Source organism: Falsiroseomonas sp. (genome assembly GCF_051860665.1).
Lineage (GTDB): Bacteria > Pseudomonadota > Alphaproteobacteria > Acetobacterales > Acetobacteraceae > Falsiroseomonas.
Genome location: NZ_JBHYDM010000001.1, coordinates 60,452 through 80,064 on the forward strand (window position 1 = coordinate 60,452; position 19,613 = coordinate 80,064).

Sequence of the window (19,613 nt, forward strand, 5' to 3'; positions counted from 1 at the left end):
CGCGCCGCGCGCTGCCCCAGCCTTGGGGATGGGACCGCGGATGCGCGATACGGAAGGCCTGGATGACCCGGCGATGCCCTGCGCGGAACCGGAGGGGCTGCTGGCCGCGCGGCTGGTTCAGCGGGCGGCCGCGGGGCTGATCTTCGTCGCGCGCAGCGAAGGTCGTGCCCGGCGGCTCTACAACGCCGCCCGCGCCCTGGCGCCGTCGGGCATGGCGGTGCGGCTGCTGCCGGCCTGGGACTGCCTGCCCTATGACCGCGTCTCGCCCTCCCGCGCCGTGATGGGCCAGCGCGTGGCCGTTGCCGCCGCGCTGGCCTCGGGCGGCACCGCCGGGCTGCTGATCGGGTCCGTCGAGGCGCTGGCGCAGCGCCTGCCACGGCCCGATCCCGCCCTGTCCTTGCGGTTGCAGGCCGGTGACGTGCTGGCGGTGGAGGCGCTTCGCGAAAACCTGTTGCGGCTGGGCTATGTGCTGGATGACCGCGTCGACGACCCCGGCGAGGTCGCGTTGCGCGGCAGCGTCATCGACGTGACGCCGGCCGGCAACGAGGACCCGCTGGCCCTGCGGCTGCGGCACGAGGCCGGGCGGCTGCTCGGCATCCATCGCTACGACATTGTCACCCAGCGCAGCCAGGAGGCGGCGGAGGCGGAACTGGTGGTGCATCCGGCCTCCGAACTCGTGCTGCCGCCCGGCCATCCGCTGCTGGAGGCGCGGCCACCCGGGCTGGAACACGCGCTCGCCGCCTTCCGCGACGATCTGGTGGCGCCGCTCGCGCTGTGGCCGGAGGCCGCGGTGATCCTGGATGCCGGGGCGGAGGAGGCGCTGGCGCGCCGCCGGGCGGAGGTGGCGGAAGGGTTCCGCGGCCAGGCTGCCCTGCGCCCCGCCGATGCGGCGCCGCTGCCCCCGGCCGAGGCCCTGCACCTGGATGAGGCGGGCTGGCAGGCCGCGCTGGCTGGCCGCAAGCCAGCGCAGCTGGCGGCGCCCGAAGACCCGCCAAACCCCCTTCCCGATTTCAGCCGCCAGCCGGATTCCGCGCTTCTGGCGCATGCCCGCGCGCTGCTGGAAGGCGGTGCCCGCCTGGCCGTGGCGGGCGTGCCCGGCAGCGGTCTGCGGCGGGTCGGCGCCCGGCTGGCGCAGGCGCTGGGCCTGCCCGCGCAGCCGGTGGCGGATTGGCCGGCGCTGCTGGCCCTGCCGCCCGGCAGCCTGGCCATCCTGCCAGCGCCGGCCGACCTGCCGGGCATCGCGGCGCCGGAGGCGGTGGTGCTGCCGCTGCGCCACATCCGCGCGCCGGCCGAGGCGCCGCGCGGCCCGGCCGCCGATCCGCTTTCCGCCTTCACCTTCGCCAGCCTGCAGCCGGGGGATGCGGTGATCCATGCCGAGCACGGGCTGGGCGCGCTGCGCGGCGTGCAATCGGTGGAGACCGGCGCCGCCTGCCTCGACTGCCTGAAACTCGATTACGCCGATGCGGCGCAGCTGGTGCCCTTCGACGAGCTGGACCGGCTGTGGCGCTATGGCGCGGAGACCACGGGCCTCAGCCTGGACCGGCTGGGCAGCGAGAGCTGGCCGAAGCGCCGGGCGGAGGCCGAGGCCGCGGTGGCGGAGACGGCGCGCGCCCTGCTGGTTGCCGTGCAGGCGCGGCGCCAGGCCAAGGCGCCGGTGCTCAAGGCCCCGGCCGAGGCGCTCGCAAGGGTCTTCGCGCGCTTCCCCCATGAGCTGACGCCGGACCAGGCGGCGGCGGTGGCGGCGGTGCGGGCGGATCTGGAAAGCGGTCGGCCGATGGACCGGCTGGTCTGCGGCGATGTCGGCTTCGGCAAGACGGAGGTCGCGTTGCGGGCCGCCGCCATCGCCGCGCTGGCCGGCCATCAGGTGGCGCTGCTGGCGCCCACCACGGTGCTGGTGCGCCAGCATCTGGAGAGCTTCCGCCGCCGCTTCGCCGGCACCGGCCTGCGCGTGGAGGCGCTGTCCCGCCTGACGCCGCCGGCCGAGGCGCGGGCGATCCGCGCCGCCATCGCGGCGGGCGAGGTGGCGATCGCCATCGGCACCCAGGCGCTGGCCGCAAGCGCCGTCCGCTTCGCCGACCTGTCGCTGCTGATGATCGACGAGGAACAGCGTTTCGGCGCGCGGCAGAAGGCGCAACTTCGGAAGTTGCGTGACGCCGGCGCGCCGCATGTGCTGACGCTGACCGCCACGCCGATTCCGCGCACGCTGCAGGCCGCGCTGGTCGGGCTGCGGGAGCTGAGCGTGATCGCCACCGCCCCCGCGCGGCGCCAGCCCGTGCGCACGCTGCGCGCCACGCCGGATGATGCGCTGCTGGCCCAGGCCCTGCGGCGGGAGGCGCGGCGCGGCGGGCAGAGTTTCGTCGTCTGCCCGCGCATCGAGGATATCGACCCGCTGCGCCGGCGCATCGCGGCGCTGGTGCCGGATCTGACCCTCATCGTGGCGCATGGCGGCCTGCCGGCGGCGGAGGTGGACGAGGCGATGTTGCGCTTCGCCGAGGGCGGGGCGGATGTGCTGCTCTCGACCAACATCGTCGAGGCGGGGCTCGATGTGCCGCGCGCCAATACCATGCTGGTCTGGCGCGCCGACCGCTTCGGCCTGTCGCAGCTGCACCAGCTGCGCGGCCGCGTCGGGCGCGGGCGGGACCGTGGTGCGATCTATCTGCTGACCGATCCGGCGCAGCGGATTTCCGCCACCACCGAGGGCCGGCTGCGCACGCTGGAGGCGCTGGACCGCGTCGGCGCCGGCTTCGCCATCAGCCTGCGCGACCTGGATCTGCGCGGCGCCGGCGAATTGCTGGGGGAGGCGCAAGCCGGGCATGTGAAGCTGGTGGGGATGGAGCTGTACCGCCACCTGATGGACCGCGCCCTGGCCGTGGCGCGGGGGGAAACGCCGCCGGAGATCTGGAGCCCGGCCCTGGCGCTCGGCGTGGATGCCTTCGTGCCGGAGGCGCATGTGCCGGAGGAGGCGCTGCGCGTCGACGTCCATGCGCGGCTCAGCCGCATGCTGCGGGAGGGCGATGCGGCGGCGGTGGATGCGCTGGAGGATGAGATGGAGGACCGCTTCGGCGCGCCGCCGGAGCCCTTGCAGAACCTGTTCGCGCTGGTGCGGCTTTCCATCGATTGCCGGCGCCTCGGAATCGCGCGGCTGGAGGTGGGGCCGGCGGCGGCGGCGGCGACACCGCGGCAGGCGCCCGCCGAGCCGCCCGCCACGCTGGAACTTTCGAAGGGCCGGCTGCTGCTGCGCCAGGCGAGCGGCACGGCGGCGGAACGGCTGGCGGTGGCGCAGGCGCTGCTGGCGGCGGTGGCGCCGCTTCAGCTGGCGATCGCATAGGCCGGGCGCCGGGGATCGGCGCCGGCGGCCATCAGGCCCGTCATGGGATCGGTGCGGATCGCCTCGACGCTGCCAGCGGCATAGGCCCAGTCGGGCCAGGCCTGGATCTCATGCCCCAGCGCCGCCAGCGCGGCGCGCGTTTCGGCGGGGATGCGCGATTCGACGGCGAGCTTGCGCGGGAAATACTCGAAGGGCGCGAAGGAGGAGGGGAAGGCATAGGTCGCGATGCGCGGTGCCTCGATCGCCTCCTGCACCTCCATGCCGAAATGCAGCACGTTCAGCAGCACCTGCAGCATGGACTGCACCTGCACATCGCCGCCCGGCGTGCCGAAGGGCATGACGCCGCCATCGGCCAGCACGGCGAGCGCGGGGTTGGGCGTGAGGCGCGGGCGCTTGCCCGGCGCCACGCCGCAGGGATGCGCGGGATCGACGCGGCTCTGCGATCCGCGCGCGGAAGGCACGATGCCGAGGCCCGGCACCACCGGCGCATTCCAGGATCCGTCGGAGGGCGTGGCGCTGAAGGCATTGCCCCAGCGATCGACGACGCAGACATAGGAGGTATCGGCCTCCACCTCCGGCGGTTTTTCGCGCATGGGTGGCGGCAATTCGGTGCCATTGCCGATCAGCGGCGGCGGCATGTCCGGGCAGGCGGCGTCGGCGCGGAAGGCGGCGGCGCGGGCGGCGACATGCGTCGCGGACAGCAGCTGGTCGAGCGGCACATCGACCGTCGCCGGATCGCCAAAATGGTATTCGCGATCGGCCAGCGCGGCCTTCAGCGCCTCCGCGATCACATGCAGATACTCGGCGCTGTTGTGCGCCAGTCCCGAAAAACCGATGCGCTCGGCGATCAGCAGCGCCTCCAGCAGCGCGGGGCCCTGGCACCAGGGGCCGCAGGTGGAGATGGCGTGGCCACGCCAGAGGCGCGTGAGCGCGGGCTCGATGCGGCTGCGGAAATTGGCGAGGTCCTCGCGCGAGAGATAGCCGCCCTGGTCCCGCTGGAAGGCGACGACCTTGGCGGCGATGTCGCCCCGGTAGAAGGCGGCATGGGCAGCGGCGAGGCCCTGCGCGCGATCGCCACCGGCGGCGGCTTCCTCATCCACCATGTGGCTCAGCATGGCGGCGAGATCCGTCTGCACGAATTTCTCGCCGACGGCCGGCGCACGCCCGCCAGGCAGGTAGATCGCGGCCGTGCTCGGCCAGCGGGCGTAGGACTCGAATTTCTGGACCAGGTTCTTCGCCATGGTCGGGTGCATCGCGAAACCATCACGCGCATGGCGGATGGCGGCGGCGGCGACCTCGCCGAAGGTCATGCTGCCGTGGCGCTGCAGCGCGGTGATCCAGGCATCGGGCGCCGCCGGCACCACCGTGCGCAGCACCCCCGGCGGCATTTTTCCTCCATGCTCGCGCAGGAAGAGATCGGCGGGGATGGACTTCGGCCAATGGCCCAGGCCGGCGATGGTCTCCACCTCGCCCGCCGCGGTCCGCAGGATGATGGGCGCGACGCCGGCGACATTCACGATATCGGACTGCACCACGCCCAGCGTGATGCCGGCGGCCACGCCCGCATCGATGGCATTGCCCCCCGCCTCCAGCACCGCATGCCCCGCCGCGGTGGCCAGGTAGTGGCCGGCGGAGACGGCGTGGCGCGTGCCGTAGAGGGTGGGGCGGCCCGTCATCACGGGGCGGGGCGGGCGTGGACGGCGACCACCTGCTCATCCATCCGCGGGGTATAGGTGATGCCGCGCCGCGTGCCGATGGCGGACATCTGCACATAGAGCGGGATCTGCACATGCAGGTCCTGCACCTGGTGCATCGCCTGGCGCACCGCGGCCTCCCGCCCCTCATCCATCCGCACCATCACCTCCCGCACCACGGCGTCCACCGCCGGATCGCTGAAGCCGCTGCGGTTCGCACCGCCCAGGTTTCGGGGCACGTCGCGCGTGTGGAAGGAGGTGGAGAGCACATAGGTGGCGTCGCCGGAGGAGAAGGACCGGCCGACGAAATGCATCGGCAGCAGCACGCGATTGGGGCGGATGCGCGGGAAGAAGACCGTGCTGGGCGTGACATCCACCGTCATCTTCAGCCCGGCGCGGGACAGCATCTGGCCTACCGCCTGGCAGATGCGCGCATCGTTCACATAGCGGTCGTTGGAGCAGGAGATGGTCAGGCCGAAGCCATCCGGGAAGCCTGCCTCCGCCAGCAGCCGCCGCGCGCCCGCGACATCGGCGGGCGCCACGCGCACCGCCGGGTCGTAGCCGCCGAAACCCTCGGGCGTCAGCTGGGCGGAGGCGACGGCCTGGCCTTCCATGATGCGCTCCACCAGCGCCGTGCGGTCGATCGCCATGGAAAGCGCGCGGCGCACGCGGACATCGGAGAGCGGGTTCACCGGCAGCGGCTGGCCATTGCCATCCACCGCAAGCGGCAGGGGATCCGTCGCCACGTTCAGCGACAGGTACATGATGCGGTCGGTCGGACGGCTGGCGATGTTCACGCGGCCCTCGCGCCGCAGCCGCGCCAGGTCGGTCAGCGGCACATCCTCGATCAGGTCGTAGTCGCCGGCGAGCAGACCGGCCAGGCGCGCGGCATCACTGGCGATGACGCGCACATCCACCTCCGCCCAGGCCGGGCGCGTGCCGTAGTAGCTCTCGCTGCGCTGCAGCCGCATGCCGGAGGGCGAGACGCCATTGCCCACCACGCGATAGGGGCCGGTGCCGATGGCCGCGCGGCCGCGGTTGAAATCCTCCGTGCTCGCCTGCGCCGCGGCGCGGGCGGAGACGATGAAAACATTGGTGAGCTGGCCAGGGATGAGCGGATTCGGCTCGCTGGTATGCAGCCGCACGGTCAGCGGATCGAGGATCTCGACGCGGTCGATGGTGCGCAGGTTGATCGTATAGGGGCCGATATTGCCCGGCACATTCGGGATGCGGGCGATGGAGAAGGCGATGTCCTCCGCCGTGAAAGGCGAGCCATCGTGGAAGGTCACGCCGGGGCGCAGCTTCAGCTCCCAGATCGTGGGTTCCACCGCGCGCCAGCTTTCCACCGCGCCGGGCACCTGGCGGCTGTTCTCGTCGCGGCTGATCACCGTGTCGTAGATGTGGCGCGCGGCCGCCATGTTCGGGCCGTTGAAGAAGAAATGCGGATCGATGCCGAAGGTGGATTGCACTGCCATGGTCAGCGTCTGCGCGCCGGCCGGCGCCGCGAGCGGCAGGCAGAGGGCTGCGAGCGCGAGCAGCCGGGACCAGGTTTTGGACCGCATCAGACGCCTCCTTTGGTGACGCGCCAGCCATCCAGCCGGTCGCGCAATTGATAGGCGGTGCCCACGAAGGGCATGAACCAGGGCTGGCCCGTGTAGAAGGGCCGGGTCGGAAAACTCAGCCGGGCGAAGGCGGAGACACGGTTGGACCCGCCCAAAATCTGCTGCGCGGCGACGCGGCCGAAATGCGTCATCCCCACCACGCCGCTGCCATTGCAGGCCAGCGCGTAATGCACGCCGTCCTGGATGCCGACATGCGGCATCATGTCGAAGGCGAAGGCGACATTGCCCTTCCAGCCATGGGTGATGCGCACGCCGGCGAGATCCGGGATCAGGTCCACCAGGAAGCGGTGCAGCGTCGCCGCCGCCTTTCGGGGATCCGTCTGCACGAAGCTGGCGCGGCCGCCGAAGAGGATGCGGCGATGATCCGGCGAGGGGCGGAAATAGTAGAGGATCTTCTTGGTATCGCCATAGACGCGCAGCTTCGGCAGCGCACGGCGCACGCGGTCCTCGCCCAGCTCCTCCGTCGCGATCATGTAGCTGGCAACGGGGATCAGGCGGCGGCGAAACCAGGGTGTGGCCGCGCCGGTATAGCCATTCGTCGCCAGCATCATGTTCTTGGCGGCGATGCGTCCCTTGTCGGTGGTGACGAGGAAGCTGCCATCCGGCTGCCGCGCGTAGGATTGCAGCGAGACGCCGGAGACGAGGCTGGCGCCGTGCCGCATCGCGGCCTCGGCGAGGGAGCGCACATACTTGGCGGGATGCAGCCCGCCGGCGCGCAGCATCACCATGCCACCATGGTATTTGGCGGTCGCGATCTCCTCCGCCACAGCGCCGCGCGGCACGACGAAGGCTTCCTCCGCGCCGGTCGCGGCGTTCAGCATCTCGGCGCGGCGCTTCAGCCCCTCCATGGCCCTGGGTGCATGCGCGCCCACAAAGCGGCCGCTGCGGACGAAATCACAAGTGAGATTTTCGCGCGCGATCAGCGTGGCGAATTCCTCATAGGCGGCCTCGCCTTCCTCCACCATCTCGGCGACCAGCTGGGCGCCGAAGGCCTCGGCCAGGTCGGCGCGCACCTTGCCCAGGCTGCCCGCGCCGGACAGCGCGCCGCCATTGCGGGAGGAGGCGCCCCAGCCGATCGTCTCGCGGTCGATCACCAGCGCCTTCACGCCGTTGCGGCCGAGCTCCAGCGCCGTCGACAGGCCGGCGATGCCGCCGCCGACCACCAGCACCTCCGCGGTCTCGGGCAGCGCCGCCATGCCCGGCGCGGGGGGCGCGGCCTCCCACCAATAGGGGGTCTCGCGGAAGCCAGGCGCGAAGATGGCGTCGGATCCTGTCATGCGGTCAGCCTCGGCGGCGGGGGCGGCGACGTCAACCCGGAAGGGCCTGGCGGGTGGCACCGAAGTTGCTTGGCCGGGACACCCTTGCAGCAGGTGTTCATGGCCTCCACCCTCTCCTCGCCCGGCGATCGCATGGCCGCCGGCAATCCCGTCGCGCGGCGGATCCTGCCGGTGACACGTCTTTTCATCCTGCTCTGCGGCTGGTGGCTGCTCGGCTACAGCCTGCTGGTCTGCGCGGACCTGGTGGCGCGGCGCTATCTGGGCGTGTCGCTGCAGGGCACGGATGAGATCGGCGGCTATACGCTCGCGGGGCTCAGCGCCTTCGGCTTCGCCCATACGCTGCTCACCCGGCGGCATACGCGGATCGACCTGTTCCTGGTGCGGCTCTCCGCCTGGCCGCGCGCCGCGGCGCATGTCTTCGCCGCCATCGCCATCGCCGCCTTTGCCGGCTTCGTCGCCTGGCGCGCCTGGGCCGAGGTGGCCGACAGCATCGATTTCATGTCCGTCTCCACCAGCCCGCTGCAGGTGCCGCTCTGGATTCCGCAGGGCATCTGGTTCGCGGGACTCGCGCTGTTCGGTCTGGTGGCGGCGGTGCTCGCCCTGCATGCCGCCACGCTGCTGCTGCGCGGCCGGCTGCGGGAGGTGGATGCCTGGTACGGCCCGCCCACGGTGGATGAGGAAATCGCAGCCGAGACGAGCGGCGAGGCCGCACGATGAGCGGCTTCGGAATCGCCCAGGCCGCCATCGGCTTCGCGCTGATGCTGGCGCTGATGTTCACCGGCCTGCATATCGGCGTGGTGATGGGCGCCATCGCGCTGCTGGGGGCGGATCTCTATCTCGGCGGTCCCGTGATCAATGCCATCGGCACGCAGTTCTGGGGGGCGACTGACAGTTTCACCATGCTCGCCGTGCCGCTTTTCGTGCTGCTGGGCGAATTGCTGGTGCGCGGCGGTGCGACGGACCGCATGTACAAGGCGCTGTCGGTCTGGCTGGGGCCGCTGCCGGGCGGGCTGCTGCACACCAATATCGGCGCCTGCGCGCTGTTCGCCGCCGTCTCCGGCTCCTCCGTCGCCACCGCGGCCACCATCGGCACGGTGGCGCTGCCCACCTTCGCGGACCGGCGCTACGATGCGCGGCTGGTGCTGGGCACCATCGCGGCGGGGTCGACGCTCGGCATCCTGATCCCGCCCTCCATCAACATGATCATCTATGGCGCCATGACCAATACCTCGGTCGGGCAGCTCTATGCCGCGGGCGTGGTGCCGGGGCTGCTGCTGACGGCGCTGTTCATGGCGATGACGGCGGTGCTGTGCCTGTGGAGGCCGGCGCTCGCCGGCGCGCCGGAGCCGCGCCTGCCGATCGGCGAAAGGCTGCGCGCACTCGGCGGGCTGGCGGCGCCGGTTTCGCTGTTCGTCGTGGTGATGGGCAGCATCTATGCCGGCTGGGCGACGCCCACGGAAAGCGCGGCGGTGGGCGTGGTCTTCGCCTTCCTGCTGTCGATGTTCTACGGGCGGTTCAAGCTTTCGATGCTGCATGCCTGCTTCGAGACGACGGTGACCGTGACGTCCATGATCGTGCTGATCGTCGCCGCCGCCTTCTACCTGAACTTCGTGCTCGGCATCCTCGGTGTGCCGCAGGCGCTGTCCTCCTTCGTCACCTCGCTCGGCGTGGGCCCCATCGGCATCCTGTTCGTGCTCTTCGTCTTCTACCTGATCCTCGGCTGCTTCCTGGAGACGCTGTCGATGATGGTGGGCACGATTCCCATCGTCTTCCCCATCGTCGTGGCGCTCGGCGTCGATCCGGTCTGGTTCGGCATCTTCCTGGTCATCATGTGCGAGATCGCGCTGATCACGCCGCCGGTGGGCATGAACCTTTATGTCGTGCAGGGCCTCCGGCGCGGCGGCTCGGTGGGCGAGGTCATCCAGGGCACCCTGCCCTTCCTGGGCGTGATGATCCTGCTGACCCTGCTGCTGATCGCCTTCCCCGGCATCGCACTGTGGCTGCCGGGGATGATGTTCGACTGATCGCGCTCAGTCCGCCCGGGTGCCGGCCGCGGCGAAGATGGGTTGCCACTTCGCCAGGTCGGCCTCCAGGAAGCGGGCGAAGGTGGGTGGGTCCATGCGGGGGATGCGTTCGAACCCCTGCTGGCGCAGCCGGGCCCAGACCGCGTCATCCGCCAGCGCGCGGTCCGTCTCCGCCGCCAGCCGCGCCACCACCGGCTGGGGGGCGCCGGCGGGCAGGGCCAGGCCCATCCAGGTGGTCAGCTCATAGCCCGCCAGGCCGGCCTCCTGCAGGCTCGGCACCTCCGGCAGGAATTCGCTGCGCCCGGCGGAGGTGACGGCCAGCGCGCGCAGCTCCCCGGCGCGGATCTGGCTCAGCACGGTCGGGATATTGTAGCAGCCGGCCTGCACCTCCCCGGCGATCACCGCCAGGATGCCGGCCGGCGCCGTGCGATAGGGCACATGCACCAGCTGCGTGCCACTGATCTGCGCGAACAAGGCCATGGAGATGTGGTGCGAGGTGCCGTTGCCGCCGGAGGAGTAGTTGATCTGCCCCGGATTCGCCTTCGCCGCCGCCACCAGATCCGCCACCGTCCGATGCGGACTGCTGCGCGGCACCACCAGCGCATTGGTCACCACGGCGAAGGGCGCCACCAGGGTGAAGTCGCGCCGCGGGTCGTAGCGCAGGCCGGCATGCAGGAAGGGGTTGAAGACCAGCGTGCCCTGGCTCGCCAGGCCGATCGTATGGCCATCCGGCGGCGCATTCTTCAGCGCCTCCGTCGCCACGATGCCGCCGGCGGCGGGGCGGTTCTCCACCACCACCGGCTGGCCGAGCTGCCGGCCCCAGATTTCCGCCATGGTCCGCGCCAGCATATCGGCCGTGCTGCCGGGGCCGAGCGGCACGATCAGGGTGACGGGTCGCGACGGCGCCCAGGCCGGCTGTGCCCGCGCGGCACCCGGCGCGGCCAGGGCGGCCGTCATCGCCAAAAAGTCTCTCCGACGCATCGTCGTCTCCTTCCAGGAATCGACTGGCGCGCTCTCCCGGTCAGTCGCCTGCTTCGAGGTCGTTGATGACGTAGATCGGGCTGGACCAGAGGACATTGCCGTCCTCGAAGGTCGCCCGGATGTAGAAGGCATTGTCCTCGTCGCGCCGCAGGGTCAGGCGGCGGGACAGGCGGATGGCGCGGTGCGGATTCACATCCGGCAGGCGGAAGGCGCGGATCCGCCGGCCGAGGCCGCCGGCTTCGAAGACGCGGTCCTGATGGCCGATCTCGTCCAGCGGCAGGGTGGCGGTGACCAGGTTGGTCTCGATCTCGAGTGTGCCGCCGGGGCCGTCCAGCACTGCCTCGACACCCATGAAGCCGCCCGTGGTCACGCCTTCGAAGCGCAGGCCCTGCGCATCGGCCTCGAAGCAACGGTCCAGGTTGAAGCGGTTGATCGGGCGCACGTCGCGCCAGGTGGCGCCGACCAGCCGCAGCGCACCGCGCCACATCGTCTCCCGCCCCCTGCCGCGGTATTCGGAGCCTTCCCAGAGGATGCGGATGCGGCGGCCGAGATCGGCGGGCGCATAGGGGCGCCAGGTCTCCAGCAGCCGGGTGCGGTTGCGGATTTCAATGCGCTCCACCGGCGTGGCGGCGGCCAGTTCGAAGCCGAATTCGGCGGCCTCGCCGCTGGCGCCGGAGAGGATGGCGCCGAGCCCCGCCTTGGCCGTGGTGCCGACGGCCGCGCCGCCGAGGGCCGGGTCGTCCCGATGCAGCGCGGCGGGCGCCTCCAATTGCAGCCAGGCATCGCAATGGGCGCGCAGTGCGCCGGTGGTGGCGTATTGGCGGCGCCAGAGCATGGCATCCCACAGCGCCTCGCGCGACAGGCCCTTGGCCAGGTAGCAGGTCAGCCCGCCATAGGCGCCGAAGAGCGAGGCGCCGGGATGCGAGGCGCCCTGGCGGCCCTTGTGCCCGTCCGAATTGGCGGCGATGCCGACGCGGCCGCCAGCGGCGAAGGCATCCTCCACCAGCCAGTCGAAGGTGCCCCAGTCCGAATGCACCTCCACGCTGCGCTCCAGCGTCTTGTCATGCGCATAGCCGAGATTGGCGTAGCGGCCGCCGACATGCGGCAGGCAGAGCGCATTCCCCTCCGCCCGCAGCGCCGCATGCAGGGCGCGCACATCCAGGGCATCCTGGTTCGCGTCGGACAGGTCCTCCACCAGCGCGTGGCAGGACCGGTGCAGGATGCGCCCCTCCTCCTTCAGCACCACGTTGCGGTCGCCGCCGAGCGCGGTGTTGCCGGACCATTCATAGCCGGGGAAGAAGACGAAGCGGCCGTCCTGGTTGAAATCCGCGGTCAGCTTGTTGAGGTCGCGCCAGAAATCCGCGGTGATCTGGAAGTCGTTGCCCTGGTGGCACATGGCATCGATGAAGGCGAGGTCGCGCGCATATTCGGCCAGGCGGCGGGCCGAATTGGTGCCGATGGTCTCGTCCGACTGGCCGTGCATATCGGCATAGAAGGGCAGCAGCTCCGCCGCCGGCACCAGGCGCAGCGGATTGCTCTCCACCAGCGGCGTGCCCGCCTCATCCAGCAGCGTGATGGACAGATCGCCAGCCTCGGCGCGCAGCCCCTCGATGCGATGCGCGCGGGCGCCCGCCGGCCATTCGAACAGCTCCGGCAGCCCCTGCACGGGGCGGCTGGCGCGCAGGCGGAAACGGCCCGTCACCTGCCCGCTCGGATTGCCCCAGCGGTCATCGGCGCGCAGCGATAGAGAAAAAGGTTCGGCGGCGCGGCGCAGCGTCGGCAGCACGGCGCGCCAGGTCTCGGCCGGGCCGGGGATGATGGAAATCCAGGGCTGGTCGGGCAGCAGCGCCCAGTTGAAGCAGGCGAAGACATCGGCCAGCACGCGGAATTCGAAGCGATCCTCGGCGAAGGTCTGCAGGCGGATGCCCGGGCTGCCGCCGCGGCGGTCGCCCAGCCGCAGCGTGATGGTATCGCCCGGTGCCAGGAAGCCGCGGGTGACGCTGACGGTCAGCGTCTTGCCCCAGGGCCGCATGTTCAGCCGCGGATTGTAGTTCAGGTCCAGCACGGCGCCGTTGGAGGCCTCGGCGGTGACGTAGTTCGGCGCCTTGGGGTCGGTGAACTGCACCGCCGGCATGTCCGAGGCGAAGCGATGCACCAGGCGGATGGAGCCGGTGTCGTCCATGCCGAAGCGCCCCGCCGTGAAGGTCAGGGTGAAGGACTGGTAGCTGCCGGCCTCGAAGCCCTGGCCGGTTTCCACCATGCGGGCGGTGCCGATCTCGGCGGCCATGTAGTCGGTGTGATGGACGATGTGCGGCACGCGGCGTCTCCGGCAGGCGGGAGGATTACAGCGCGAAGTCTGCTGGTTGACCAGCAGAATCTTTCGGGCAAAGCGATGGCCCGCGCGTGTAGGCTGCCGCCGATGGACCCTGCCCCGCCCACCGATTCGCGTCCGCTGTATCACCGCATCGCCGCCGTGCTGCGCGGCGAGATCGCCGGCGGCCGGCTGCCCCCCGGGGCCCGCCTGCCCAGCATCGCCAGCCTCGCTGCCAGCTATGCCGTGGCGCCGGTGACGGTGCGCCAGGCGCTCGGCCTGCTGGCGGAGGAAGGGCTGCTGCGCGCCCGCCAGGGCAGCGGCACCTATGTGACGGAGGCGCCGCCGCCGGCGCCGCAGCTGGCGCTCGATGCCGGCTGGCCGCAGCTGGCCGATTCGATCCGCGACAATACGGCGCGCATCCTGGCCGCCAGCGACACGCAGGACCTGCCGCCGCTGCGCCCGGGCGAGGGCCATGCCGCCCCCGCCTATCGCTTCATGGAGCGCATCCACAGCGACCCGGCCGGCCGCCCCTATGCGCATGCGCGCATCCATGTGGCGCGCCGCTACTACGCCCTGGCGCCGGCGCGCTTCGACCGCGGGATGGTGCTGGCGCTGCTGGAGGAGCTGGCGGGGGCGGAGCTGCCGGAGCTGCGGCAAAGCTTCTCCATCGCCGCCGCGGGGCCGGAGACGGCGACCGCGCTCGGCCTGCCGGTGGGGGTGCCGGTCGGGCAGATGCGGCGCGTGGTGAAGCGGGCGGATGGCGAGATCGCCTATTTCTCCATCGGCCATTACCGCGCCGATAGCGTCGCCTTCGAAGCGGTGCTGCGCCGTCCCCCTTCCCGCCGTCAGGGTGCGCGCCCGGCATAGTGCTGGCGCACCGCCTGCACCAGCCCGGCCACCGCTTCCTCCCGCGCCGGGGTCCAGGGCTCGCGGGCGCGGGCGGCAGCCTCCGCGGCGGCGGCGGCGATGGCCTCGGCATCCAGATGCGGGAAGCGACCCTCGCGATACAGCACGCGGCCATCCACCATGGTCAGCCGCACGTCCCGCGCATCGGCCCGCGCCAGCAGCAGGTCCAGCAGCGGCACGGAGGGATCGGCATAGAGTCCGCGGACGCGCCGCAGATCGACGGCGATGACATCCGCCGCGAGGCCCGGCGCCAGCCTGCCGATGCGCCCCGCCAGCCCCATGGCCGCCGCGCCCTCCGTGGTCGCCATGGCCAGCAGCGTCGCGGCATCGGGCGGACCCGCCGCCTGCCAGGAGGGTTCGGTGGCCAGCCGCGCGGCCAGGCGCAGCTCCTTCCACAGATCCTCCTCGTCATCCATCGCCTGGCAATCCGTGCCGATCGCGACCCCCACCCCGGCCGCCCAATAGGCCGCCAGCGGCGCGATGCCGCAGCCGAGCCGCAGATTGCTCGCCGGGTTGCGCACCAACCGCGTGCCCGTGCGCGCCGCCACCGAGATATCGCCCGGCGTCAGCTGCGCGGCATGGGCCAGCGATGTGGCGGGGCCGAGCACGCCCAGCGCCTGCAGCCGCGCCAGCGTGCCCTCGGGGTAGAGCTGCCGCGCCGCCGCCGCCTGGGCGACGCTTTCCAGCGCATGCATGTGGATCGGCACGCCGCCGCGGGCGCGCGCGGCCTTCGCGATGCCGGCGAAGAGCGCATCGCTGACCCATTGCGGGCCGGCGGGCGCGAAGGCCAGCGTGATGCGGCCGTGGCCCGGCAGCTTCTCCGAGAGGCTGTCGAAGAGCGCCGCCACCTCCTCCGCCGTCGTGGCGAAGATCGGCGGGTCCGGGTCGCCGACGAGCGCGGCCAATTCGGGCGGCAGGCCCGCCACGAAGCCGGGCTGCGCCTCGGCCGGGAAGACCAGGCTGGCGCGGTCCTGCGCCCCGATGCCGACCAAGGCGCGCAGGCCGGCCGAGTCATAGGCCGCGATGGTGCGCGCCAGGTCGTCCGGCTGCCGGCCGGCGGCGCCCCAGGTGGTGTTCGCATGAATGGTGGCGGTGATGCCGGAGGCCAGCATCTGCATCGCCGCCAGCGGCACCATCGCCGCCGGGTCCAGCCAGCCGCGCCGGCGTTTCGTGGTCTGCCAGGCCTCCAGGATCATGTCCGGGAAGCCGAGCTGCAATTGCGTCAGCCCGCGGCCGTGCTGATGCGCATTCACCAGGCCCGGCATCAGCACGCAGTCCTGGAGATGCAGCCGCTCCGCAGCTGGTGCGATCTGCGAGAGTTCGTCCAGCGGCGCCACGGCGGCGATGCGGCCATCGGCGCCGACCAGCACGCCCACACCTTCCCGCGGCGCGGGATCCGTGGCACCGGCGATCAGCGCCTCCGCCGCCAGGATGATGCCGCCGTCACCGCTCATCGGAGTTCTCCATGACCCGTTCCGCCGAAGCCCGCGCGCTGGAGCTGGCCGAAGATTACCTGGACGCGATCCGCGCGGGCAGCCTGGATGCGCCCGGCGTCACCCGCGCCTCCTACGGCCCCGGCGAGCGCCTGTCGCATGCCAGGGCGCGGGAGGCGGCGGAGGCGCTGGGGCTGGAGGTCACGGTGGACCCGATCGGCACGCTGTTCATGACGCTGCCGGGCGAAGACCGCAGCCTGCCCGCCGGGATGATCGGCAGCCATGCCGACAGCGTGCCGCATGGCGGCAATTTCGATGGCGCGGCCGGCGTGGCGATGGGCCTGGCCGTGGCGGCGCGGCTGCGGCATCTCGGCCGGCGCTTGCCGAGGGACCTGACGGTGCTGGCGATCCGTGCGGAGGAGATGGTGTGGTTCCCGGCCAACTACCTCGGCAGCCGCGCCGCCTTCGGCCTGCTGCCGGCGGAGGCGCCGGATGCGCTGCGGCGGAGTGATACGGGCCGCACGTTGGCGGAGCATATGGCGGAGGAGGGCTTTGACCCGGACTTCATCCGGCAGGGCCGCGCCAGCCTGGCGGCCGGGCGCATCGCCTGGTTCCTGGAGCCGCATATCGAGCAGGGGCCGGAGCTGGTGGAGGCCGGCATCCCCGCCGCCATTGTCACCGGCATCCGCGGATCGCTGCGGCACCGGAACTGCCGTGCGATTGGGCAGGATGCCCATGCAGGCGGCGCCCCACGGCGCAGCCGGCGGGATGCGGTGATCGCGGCGGCGCGGCTGGTGGCCGGGCTCGACGCGTTCTGGACGGCGGAGGAGGCGACCGGCACCGACCTGGTCTGCACCATCGGTGAACTCTTCACCGATGCGACGCGCCACGCGCCGACCCGCGTGCCCGGCGAGGTGCGCTTCACGCTCGATATCCGCAGCGCGGATGTGGCGGCGCTGCGACGTGCCCAGGCCTGGCTGGCCGAGGCCGCGGCGGAGGCCAGGGCGCGGCACGGCGTGGCGGTGGATTACGGCCCGGCGCTGCATGTGCCGCCGGCGCTGATGGATGCGCGGCTGCGCGCGGCACTCGGCGCGGCGGCGGCGGAGGCGGGCGTTGCGACCATGGCGATGGCCTCCGGCGGCGGGCATGACTGCGTGACCTTCGCGGGACAGGGCGTGCCCTCCGCCATGCTGTTCATCCGCAATGATGGCGGCAGCCACAATCCGCAGGAGGCGATGGAGATGGCGGATTTCGCCGCCGCCTTCCGGATTACAACGGGGGCGGTGGAGCGCTTCGGGTAGGGCGCGCTCCACCGCAGGCTTTTCTCAGTTGATGGTGAAGCCGCGCGCGGCGCCCACCGTGCCGTTCCACGTCTGGGTGCACTGCGCCCAGACGCGGTTGCAGGTGTCGCGCCAGCTCGGCAGGATCACCGCGCCCACCGCCTCCCGCACCAGCGCCGCATCGGCCTCGTTCACCGCGACCAGCGTATTGCGGAAGGGCTTGTGCTCCGTGCAGGGGCCGCCGGTGGAGCAGGACAGCGCATCGCCATTGGTATTGGTGGCGATGTCCCACATCGCATCCTCCATGCGGCGGAATTCACGGGTCAGCGCCGCCTGCTGCGTCGGATTGAAGCGGTTCCAGGCGGCCGTCGTCATGAAGTGGCCCTGCACGGCACCCGAAAGGCCCAGCGGCAGGATATGCGTGGTGACTTCCGGCCAATTGCCGGTATTGCCGGAGGTGGCGGAGGTGATGGCGCAGCTCGCCACGCCGCGCTGCAGCGCCGGATAGACCTCGCTGAACTGCAGCGTCACCGGCGTGGCGCCCAGGTGCTGCAGCAGCGCGGACATGGTCGGCGTGAAGGACCGCACCTTCAGCCCGCGCAGGTCGCGCACGGAGGTGATCGGCGCGTTGCAATAGATGATCTGCGGACCGAAGGGCCAGAGCGTCATCACCCGCGTGCCGAAGCGCTGCTGCAGCCGCTGGTCGAAGGCCTCGCGATAGGATTCCACGGCGCGGCGCAGTTCCGGCACGGTTGTGGAGACGCCGATCAGGTCCAGCCCCTCGAAGAAGGGATCGTCGCGCGCCACCATGCCGATCTGCACGCTCATCACATCGAAGGCGCCGGAGCGCAGCAGGCGCAGGCTGTCCGCCGCCTGGATGCCGAGCACGTCGAGCGGGTTGTAGTTCACGGCCAGCGGGGTGCCGGAGGCGGCACCGAGGCCGGCGAAGAAGGGCCGCTCCACGCCATCCACATGCTTGGTGTTCTGGCTGAAATTGCCGGCGACGCGCAGCGGGATCTGCGTCTGGGCCGCAACCGGGCCGGCGAGGCCGAAGGCGGCCGCGGCGGCCAGACAGCCGGCGGCGAGATGACGCGAAAGGCGAAGCATGGCGAACCTCCTGGCAGCGAATGCGGCACGGGGCTTGCAACATCCGGGCCAAATATGAGGATATTTCGCCATGCGCCGCGACCTGGTCGGCTACGGCCTGAACCCGCCCCGCATCGCCTGGCCCGGCGGCGCGAAGCTCGCCGTCTCCCTGGTGGTGAACTACGAGGAAGGGGCGGAGATGGCGGTGGAGGCCGGCGATGCGGAGAATGAGCGCATCGGCGAGGTCATCAGCGTGGTCCCGCCCGGCCGCCGCGACCTCGGCCAGGAGGGCATCTTTGCATATGGCCTGCGCGCCGGGTTGCCGCGCTTCCTGGAGGCCTTCGACCGGCATGGGGTGAAGGCCAGCTTCTTCCTATGCGGCCGCGCCGTGGAACGCACGCCGGCGCTGGCGGCGGAGGTGGTGCGGCGCGGGCATGAGGCGGCGAATCACGGCTGGGTCTGGCGCCCGAATGCGGACTACACCAGCGAGGCGGAGGAGGAAGCGGCGCTGCTGCGCTCCGCCGCCGCGATCGAGGCCGTGACGGGCGAGCGGCCCGTGGGCTTCTTCTGCCGCGGCAGCGCCTCCGCCTGGACGCGCAGGCTGCTGGCAAAACATGGCTATCGCTACGACAGCAACGCCTTCGACGACGACCTGCCCTATTGGGACCAGGGCATGCTGGTGCTGCCCTATGCGCTGGACTGCAACGACATGAAGTTCTTCCACCCCAACGGCTTCGTGCTGCCGGAGCATTTCGTCAGCTACGCCGAAGCCGCGATGGACCAGCTGATCGAGGAAGGCGCGCGGGGCGTGCCGAAGCTGCTGAACATCGGCCTGCACCTCCGCATCTGCGGCCGCCCCGCCCGTTTTCAGGCCGTGGAGGGCATCCTGCGGGCGCTGAAGGTTCGCGGCGCGGATGTCTGGGTCGCGCGGCGGCGCGATATCGCGGACCACCTGCACGCCACCCTGCCACGCGGAGCGACGCCATGATCACCATCGACAACCAGGAGGTCTTCACCGAGACCCACGAGCTGGTGGACCCCGCGCATACCGCGCTGGTGGTCATCGACCCGCAGAATGATTTCTGCGCGGCGGGCGGCATTTTTGCGCGCGCGGGCAAGGACATGTCGACCATGCCCGCCGCCATCGAAGCCTGCGCGCGGCTGGTCGATTCGGCGCGGGCGGCGGGTGTGACCGTCTTCTTCATCCAGAACCAGAAGCTGCCCAACGGCCGCTCCACCTCGCCCGCCTGGCTGCGCTTCCTGACGGTGCGCAACAAGATCACGGAGGAGCCGGAGGTGTGCCTGGCCGGAAGCTGGGGCGCGGACTTCGTGCCGGAGTTGCAGCCGACCGGCACGGATATCGTCGTCCAGAAATGGCGCAGCTCCGCCTTCGTCGGCACCAATCTCGACATGCTGCTGCGCGTCCACCGCATCCGCACCGTGGTCTGCTGCGGCTTCATCACCCAGGGCTGCGTCGAATCCACCGCGCGCGATGCGGGCTTCTACGACTACTACCCGGTGGTGGTGGAGGATGCGGTGGCGAACCACGACCCGGCGCTGCACGAAGCCTCCCTGCTCGTGCAGCGCAGCCGCTACGACGTGCTGCCGGCCGCCGAGATCCGGGCGATCTGGGACGCCAGCGCGCCGCAATTCGCACGGAAGGCCTGA

The 19,613-nt window shown here is 71.6% G+C and carries 14 protein-coding genes; 7 read left to right on the forward strand and 7 right to left on the reverse strand.

What is annotated here, in order from left to right:
* The first annotated feature begins 40 nt into the window (after positions 1 to 40).
* Positions 41 to 3,328, forward strand: a complete 3,288-nt coding sequence (locus ACTIF1_RS00215) for a DEAD/DEAH box helicase (RefSeq protein ID WP_439594346.1) — start codon at positions 41 to 43, stop codon at positions 3,326 to 3,328.
* On the opposite strand, the gene ACTIF1_RS00220 is transcribed toward ACTIF1_RS00215, so the two are convergent.
* From ACTIF1_RS00220 to ACTIF1_RS00230, 3 genes are read right to left on the reverse strand one after another with little or no spacing between them, the layout of a single operon-like run.
* Complete coding sequence (locus tag ACTIF1_RS00220) at positions 3,310 to 5,004, reverse strand: gamma-glutamyltransferase family protein (RefSeq protein ID WP_439594347.1); 1,695 nt, start codon at positions 5,002 to 5,004, stop codon at positions 3,310 to 3,312. The genes ACTIF1_RS00215 and ACTIF1_RS00220 overlap by 19 nt on opposite strands.
* Positions 5,004 to 6,584: an ABC transporter substrate-binding protein gene (locus ACTIF1_RS00225; protein WP_439594348.1), complete on the reverse strand. Its 1,581-nt coding sequence runs from the start codon at positions 6,582 to 6,584 to the stop codon at positions 5,004 to 5,006. Before ACTIF1_RS00225 ends, ACTIF1_RS00220 begins: the two co-directional genes overlap by 1 nt.
* The gene (locus ACTIF1_RS00230) at positions 6,584 to 7,921 is read right to left on the reverse strand and encodes an NAD(P)/FAD-dependent oxidoreductase (RefSeq protein WP_439594349.1); all 1,338 of its coding nucleotides are present in this window, start codon (positions 7,919 to 7,921) and stop codon (positions 6,584 to 6,586) included. The genes ACTIF1_RS00225 and ACTIF1_RS00230 overlap by 1 nt, the downstream gene beginning before the upstream one ends.
* Positions 7,922 to 8,020: 99 nt before the next feature.
* Between ACTIF1_RS00230 and ACTIF1_RS00235 the strand changes: the two genes are divergently transcribed.
* Both ACTIF1_RS00235 and ACTIF1_RS00240 read left to right on the forward strand, forming a co-directional pair.
* Positions 8,021 to 8,638 (forward strand): TRAP transporter small permease subunit, encoded by a 618-nt coding sequence (locus tag ACTIF1_RS00235; RefSeq protein WP_439594350.1) that lies wholly within the window; start codon positions 8,021 to 8,023, stop codon positions 8,636 to 8,638.
* Entirely contained in the window at positions 8,635 to 9,945 is a 1,311-nt protein-coding gene (locus ACTIF1_RS00240) for a TRAP transporter large permease (protein WP_439594351.1), read from the forward strand. The genes ACTIF1_RS00235 and ACTIF1_RS00240 overlap by 4 nt, the downstream gene beginning before the upstream one ends.
* A 6-nt stretch (positions 9,946 to 9,951) precedes the next feature.
* Here the strand turns inward: ACTIF1_RS00240 and ACTIF1_RS00245 are convergent, their stop codons facing one another.
* Together ACTIF1_RS00245 and ACTIF1_RS00250 are read right to left on the reverse strand one after the other, a co-directional pair.
* Complete coding sequence (locus ACTIF1_RS00245; protein ID WP_439594352.1) at positions 9,952 to 10,926, reverse strand: Bug family tripartite tricarboxylate transporter substrate binding protein; 975 nt, start codon at positions 10,924 to 10,926, stop codon at positions 9,952 to 9,954.
* Between the two features lie 40 nt (positions 10,927 to 10,966).
* Complete coding sequence (locus ACTIF1_RS00250; protein WP_439594353.1) at positions 10,967 to 13,243, reverse strand: DUF3604 domain-containing protein; 2,277 nt, start codon at positions 13,241 to 13,243, stop codon at positions 10,967 to 10,969.
* Positions 13,244 to 13,345: 102 nt separating this feature from the next.
* Between ACTIF1_RS00250 and ACTIF1_RS00255 the strand changes: the two genes are divergently transcribed.
* The gene (locus tag ACTIF1_RS00255) at positions 13,346 to 14,107 is read left to right on the forward strand and encodes a GntR family transcriptional regulator (protein WP_439594354.1); all 762 of its coding nucleotides are present in this window, start codon (positions 13,346 to 13,348) and stop codon (positions 14,105 to 14,107) included.
* Here ACTIF1_RS00255 and ACTIF1_RS00260 read toward each other — a convergent pair.
* Positions 14,086 to 15,600, reverse strand: coding sequence for an amidohydrolase family protein (locus ACTIF1_RS00260; protein WP_439594355.1), 1,515 nt, complete (start codon positions 15,598 to 15,600; stop codon positions 14,086 to 14,088). The two genes, ACTIF1_RS00255 and ACTIF1_RS00260, sit on opposite strands and share 22 nt — an antisense overlap.
* Positions 15,601 to 15,611: 11 nt before the next feature.
* Between ACTIF1_RS00260 and ACTIF1_RS00265 the strand changes: the two genes are divergently transcribed.
* A complete protein-coding gene (locus ACTIF1_RS00265) occupies positions 15,612 to 16,880 on the forward strand; it encodes a hydantoinase/carbamoylase family amidase (protein ID WP_439594356.1) in 1,269 nt (422 codons plus the stop codon).
* A 24-nt stretch (positions 16,881 to 16,904) separates the two neighbouring features.
* Here the strand turns inward: ACTIF1_RS00265 and ACTIF1_RS00270 are convergent, their stop codons facing one another.
* Positions 16,905 to 17,966, reverse strand: coding sequence for a TRAP transporter substrate-binding protein (locus ACTIF1_RS00270; RefSeq protein ID WP_439594357.1), 1,062 nt, complete (start codon positions 17,964 to 17,966; stop codon positions 16,905 to 16,907).
* Between the two features lie 70 nt (positions 17,967 to 18,036).
* On the opposite strand from ACTIF1_RS00270, the gene ACTIF1_RS00275 reads away from it, so the two are divergent.
* Both ACTIF1_RS00275 and ACTIF1_RS00280 read left to right on the forward strand, forming a co-directional pair.
* Positions 18,037 to 18,933 carry a polysaccharide deacetylase family protein gene (locus ACTIF1_RS00275; protein WP_439594358.1) on the forward strand — a complete coding sequence of 299 codons (897 nt, stop codon included), beginning with the start codon at positions 18,037 to 18,039 and terminating at the stop codon, positions 18,931 to 18,933.
* The gene (locus ACTIF1_RS00280; protein ID WP_439594359.1) at positions 18,930 to 19,613 is read left to right on the forward strand and encodes a cysteine hydrolase family protein; all 684 of its coding nucleotides are present in this window, start codon (positions 18,930 to 18,932) and stop codon (positions 19,611 to 19,613) included. Before ACTIF1_RS00275 ends, ACTIF1_RS00280 begins: the two co-directional genes overlap by 4 nt.

Excerpts from the sequence above, each read along its gene's own strand:
- ACTIF1_RS00280 (WP_439594359.1), top strand. The coding sequence starts at position 18,930 with ATGATCACCATCGACAACCAGGAGGTCTTCACCGAGACCCACGAGCTG.
- ACTIF1_RS00245 (WP_439594352.1), bottom strand. The coding sequence starts at position 10,926 with ATGCGTCGGAGAGACTTTTTGGCGATGACGGCCGCCCTGGCCGCGCCG.
- ACTIF1_RS00260 (WP_439594355.1), bottom strand. The coding sequence starts at position 15,600 with ATGAGCGGTGACGGCGGCATCATCCTGGCGGCGGAGGCGCTGATCGCC.
- ACTIF1_RS00275 (WP_439594358.1), top strand. The coding sequence starts at position 18,037 with ATGCGCCGCGACCTGGTCGGCTACGGCCTGAACCCGCCCCGCATCGCC.
- ACTIF1_RS00225 (WP_439594348.1), bottom strand. The coding sequence starts at position 6,584 with ATGCGGTCCAAAACCTGGTCCCGGCTGCTCGCGCTCGCAGCCCTCTGC.
- ACTIF1_RS00265 (WP_439594356.1), top strand. The coding sequence starts at position 15,612 with ATGACCCGTTCCGCCGAAGCCCGCGCGCTGGAGCTGGCCGAAGATTAC.
- ACTIF1_RS00255 (WP_439594354.1), top strand. The coding sequence starts at position 13,346 with ATGGACCCTGCCCCGCCCACCGATTCGCGTCCGCTGTATCACCGCATC.
- ACTIF1_RS00220 (WP_439594347.1), bottom strand. The coding sequence starts at position 5,004 with ATGACGGGCCGCCCCACCCTCTACGGCACGCGCCACGCCGTCTCCGCC.
- ACTIF1_RS00240 (WP_439594351.1), top strand. The coding sequence starts at position 8,635 with ATGAGCGGCTTCGGAATCGCCCAGGCCGCCATCGGCTTCGCGCTGATG.
- ACTIF1_RS00230 (WP_439594349.1), bottom strand. The coding sequence starts at position 7,921 with ATGACAGGATCCGACGCCATCTTCGCGCCTGGCTTCCGCGAGACCCCC.
- ACTIF1_RS00235 (WP_439594350.1), top strand. The coding sequence starts at position 8,021 with ATGGCCTCCACCCTCTCCTCGCCCGGCGATCGCATGGCCGCCGGCAAT.
- ACTIF1_RS00270 (WP_439594357.1), bottom strand. The coding sequence starts at position 17,966 with ATGCTTCGCCTTTCGCGTCATCTCGCCGCCGGCTGTCTGGCCGCCGCG.
- ACTIF1_RS00215 (WP_439594346.1), top strand. The coding sequence starts at position 41 with ATGCGCGATACGGAAGGCCTGGATGACCCGGCGATGCCCTGCGCGGAA.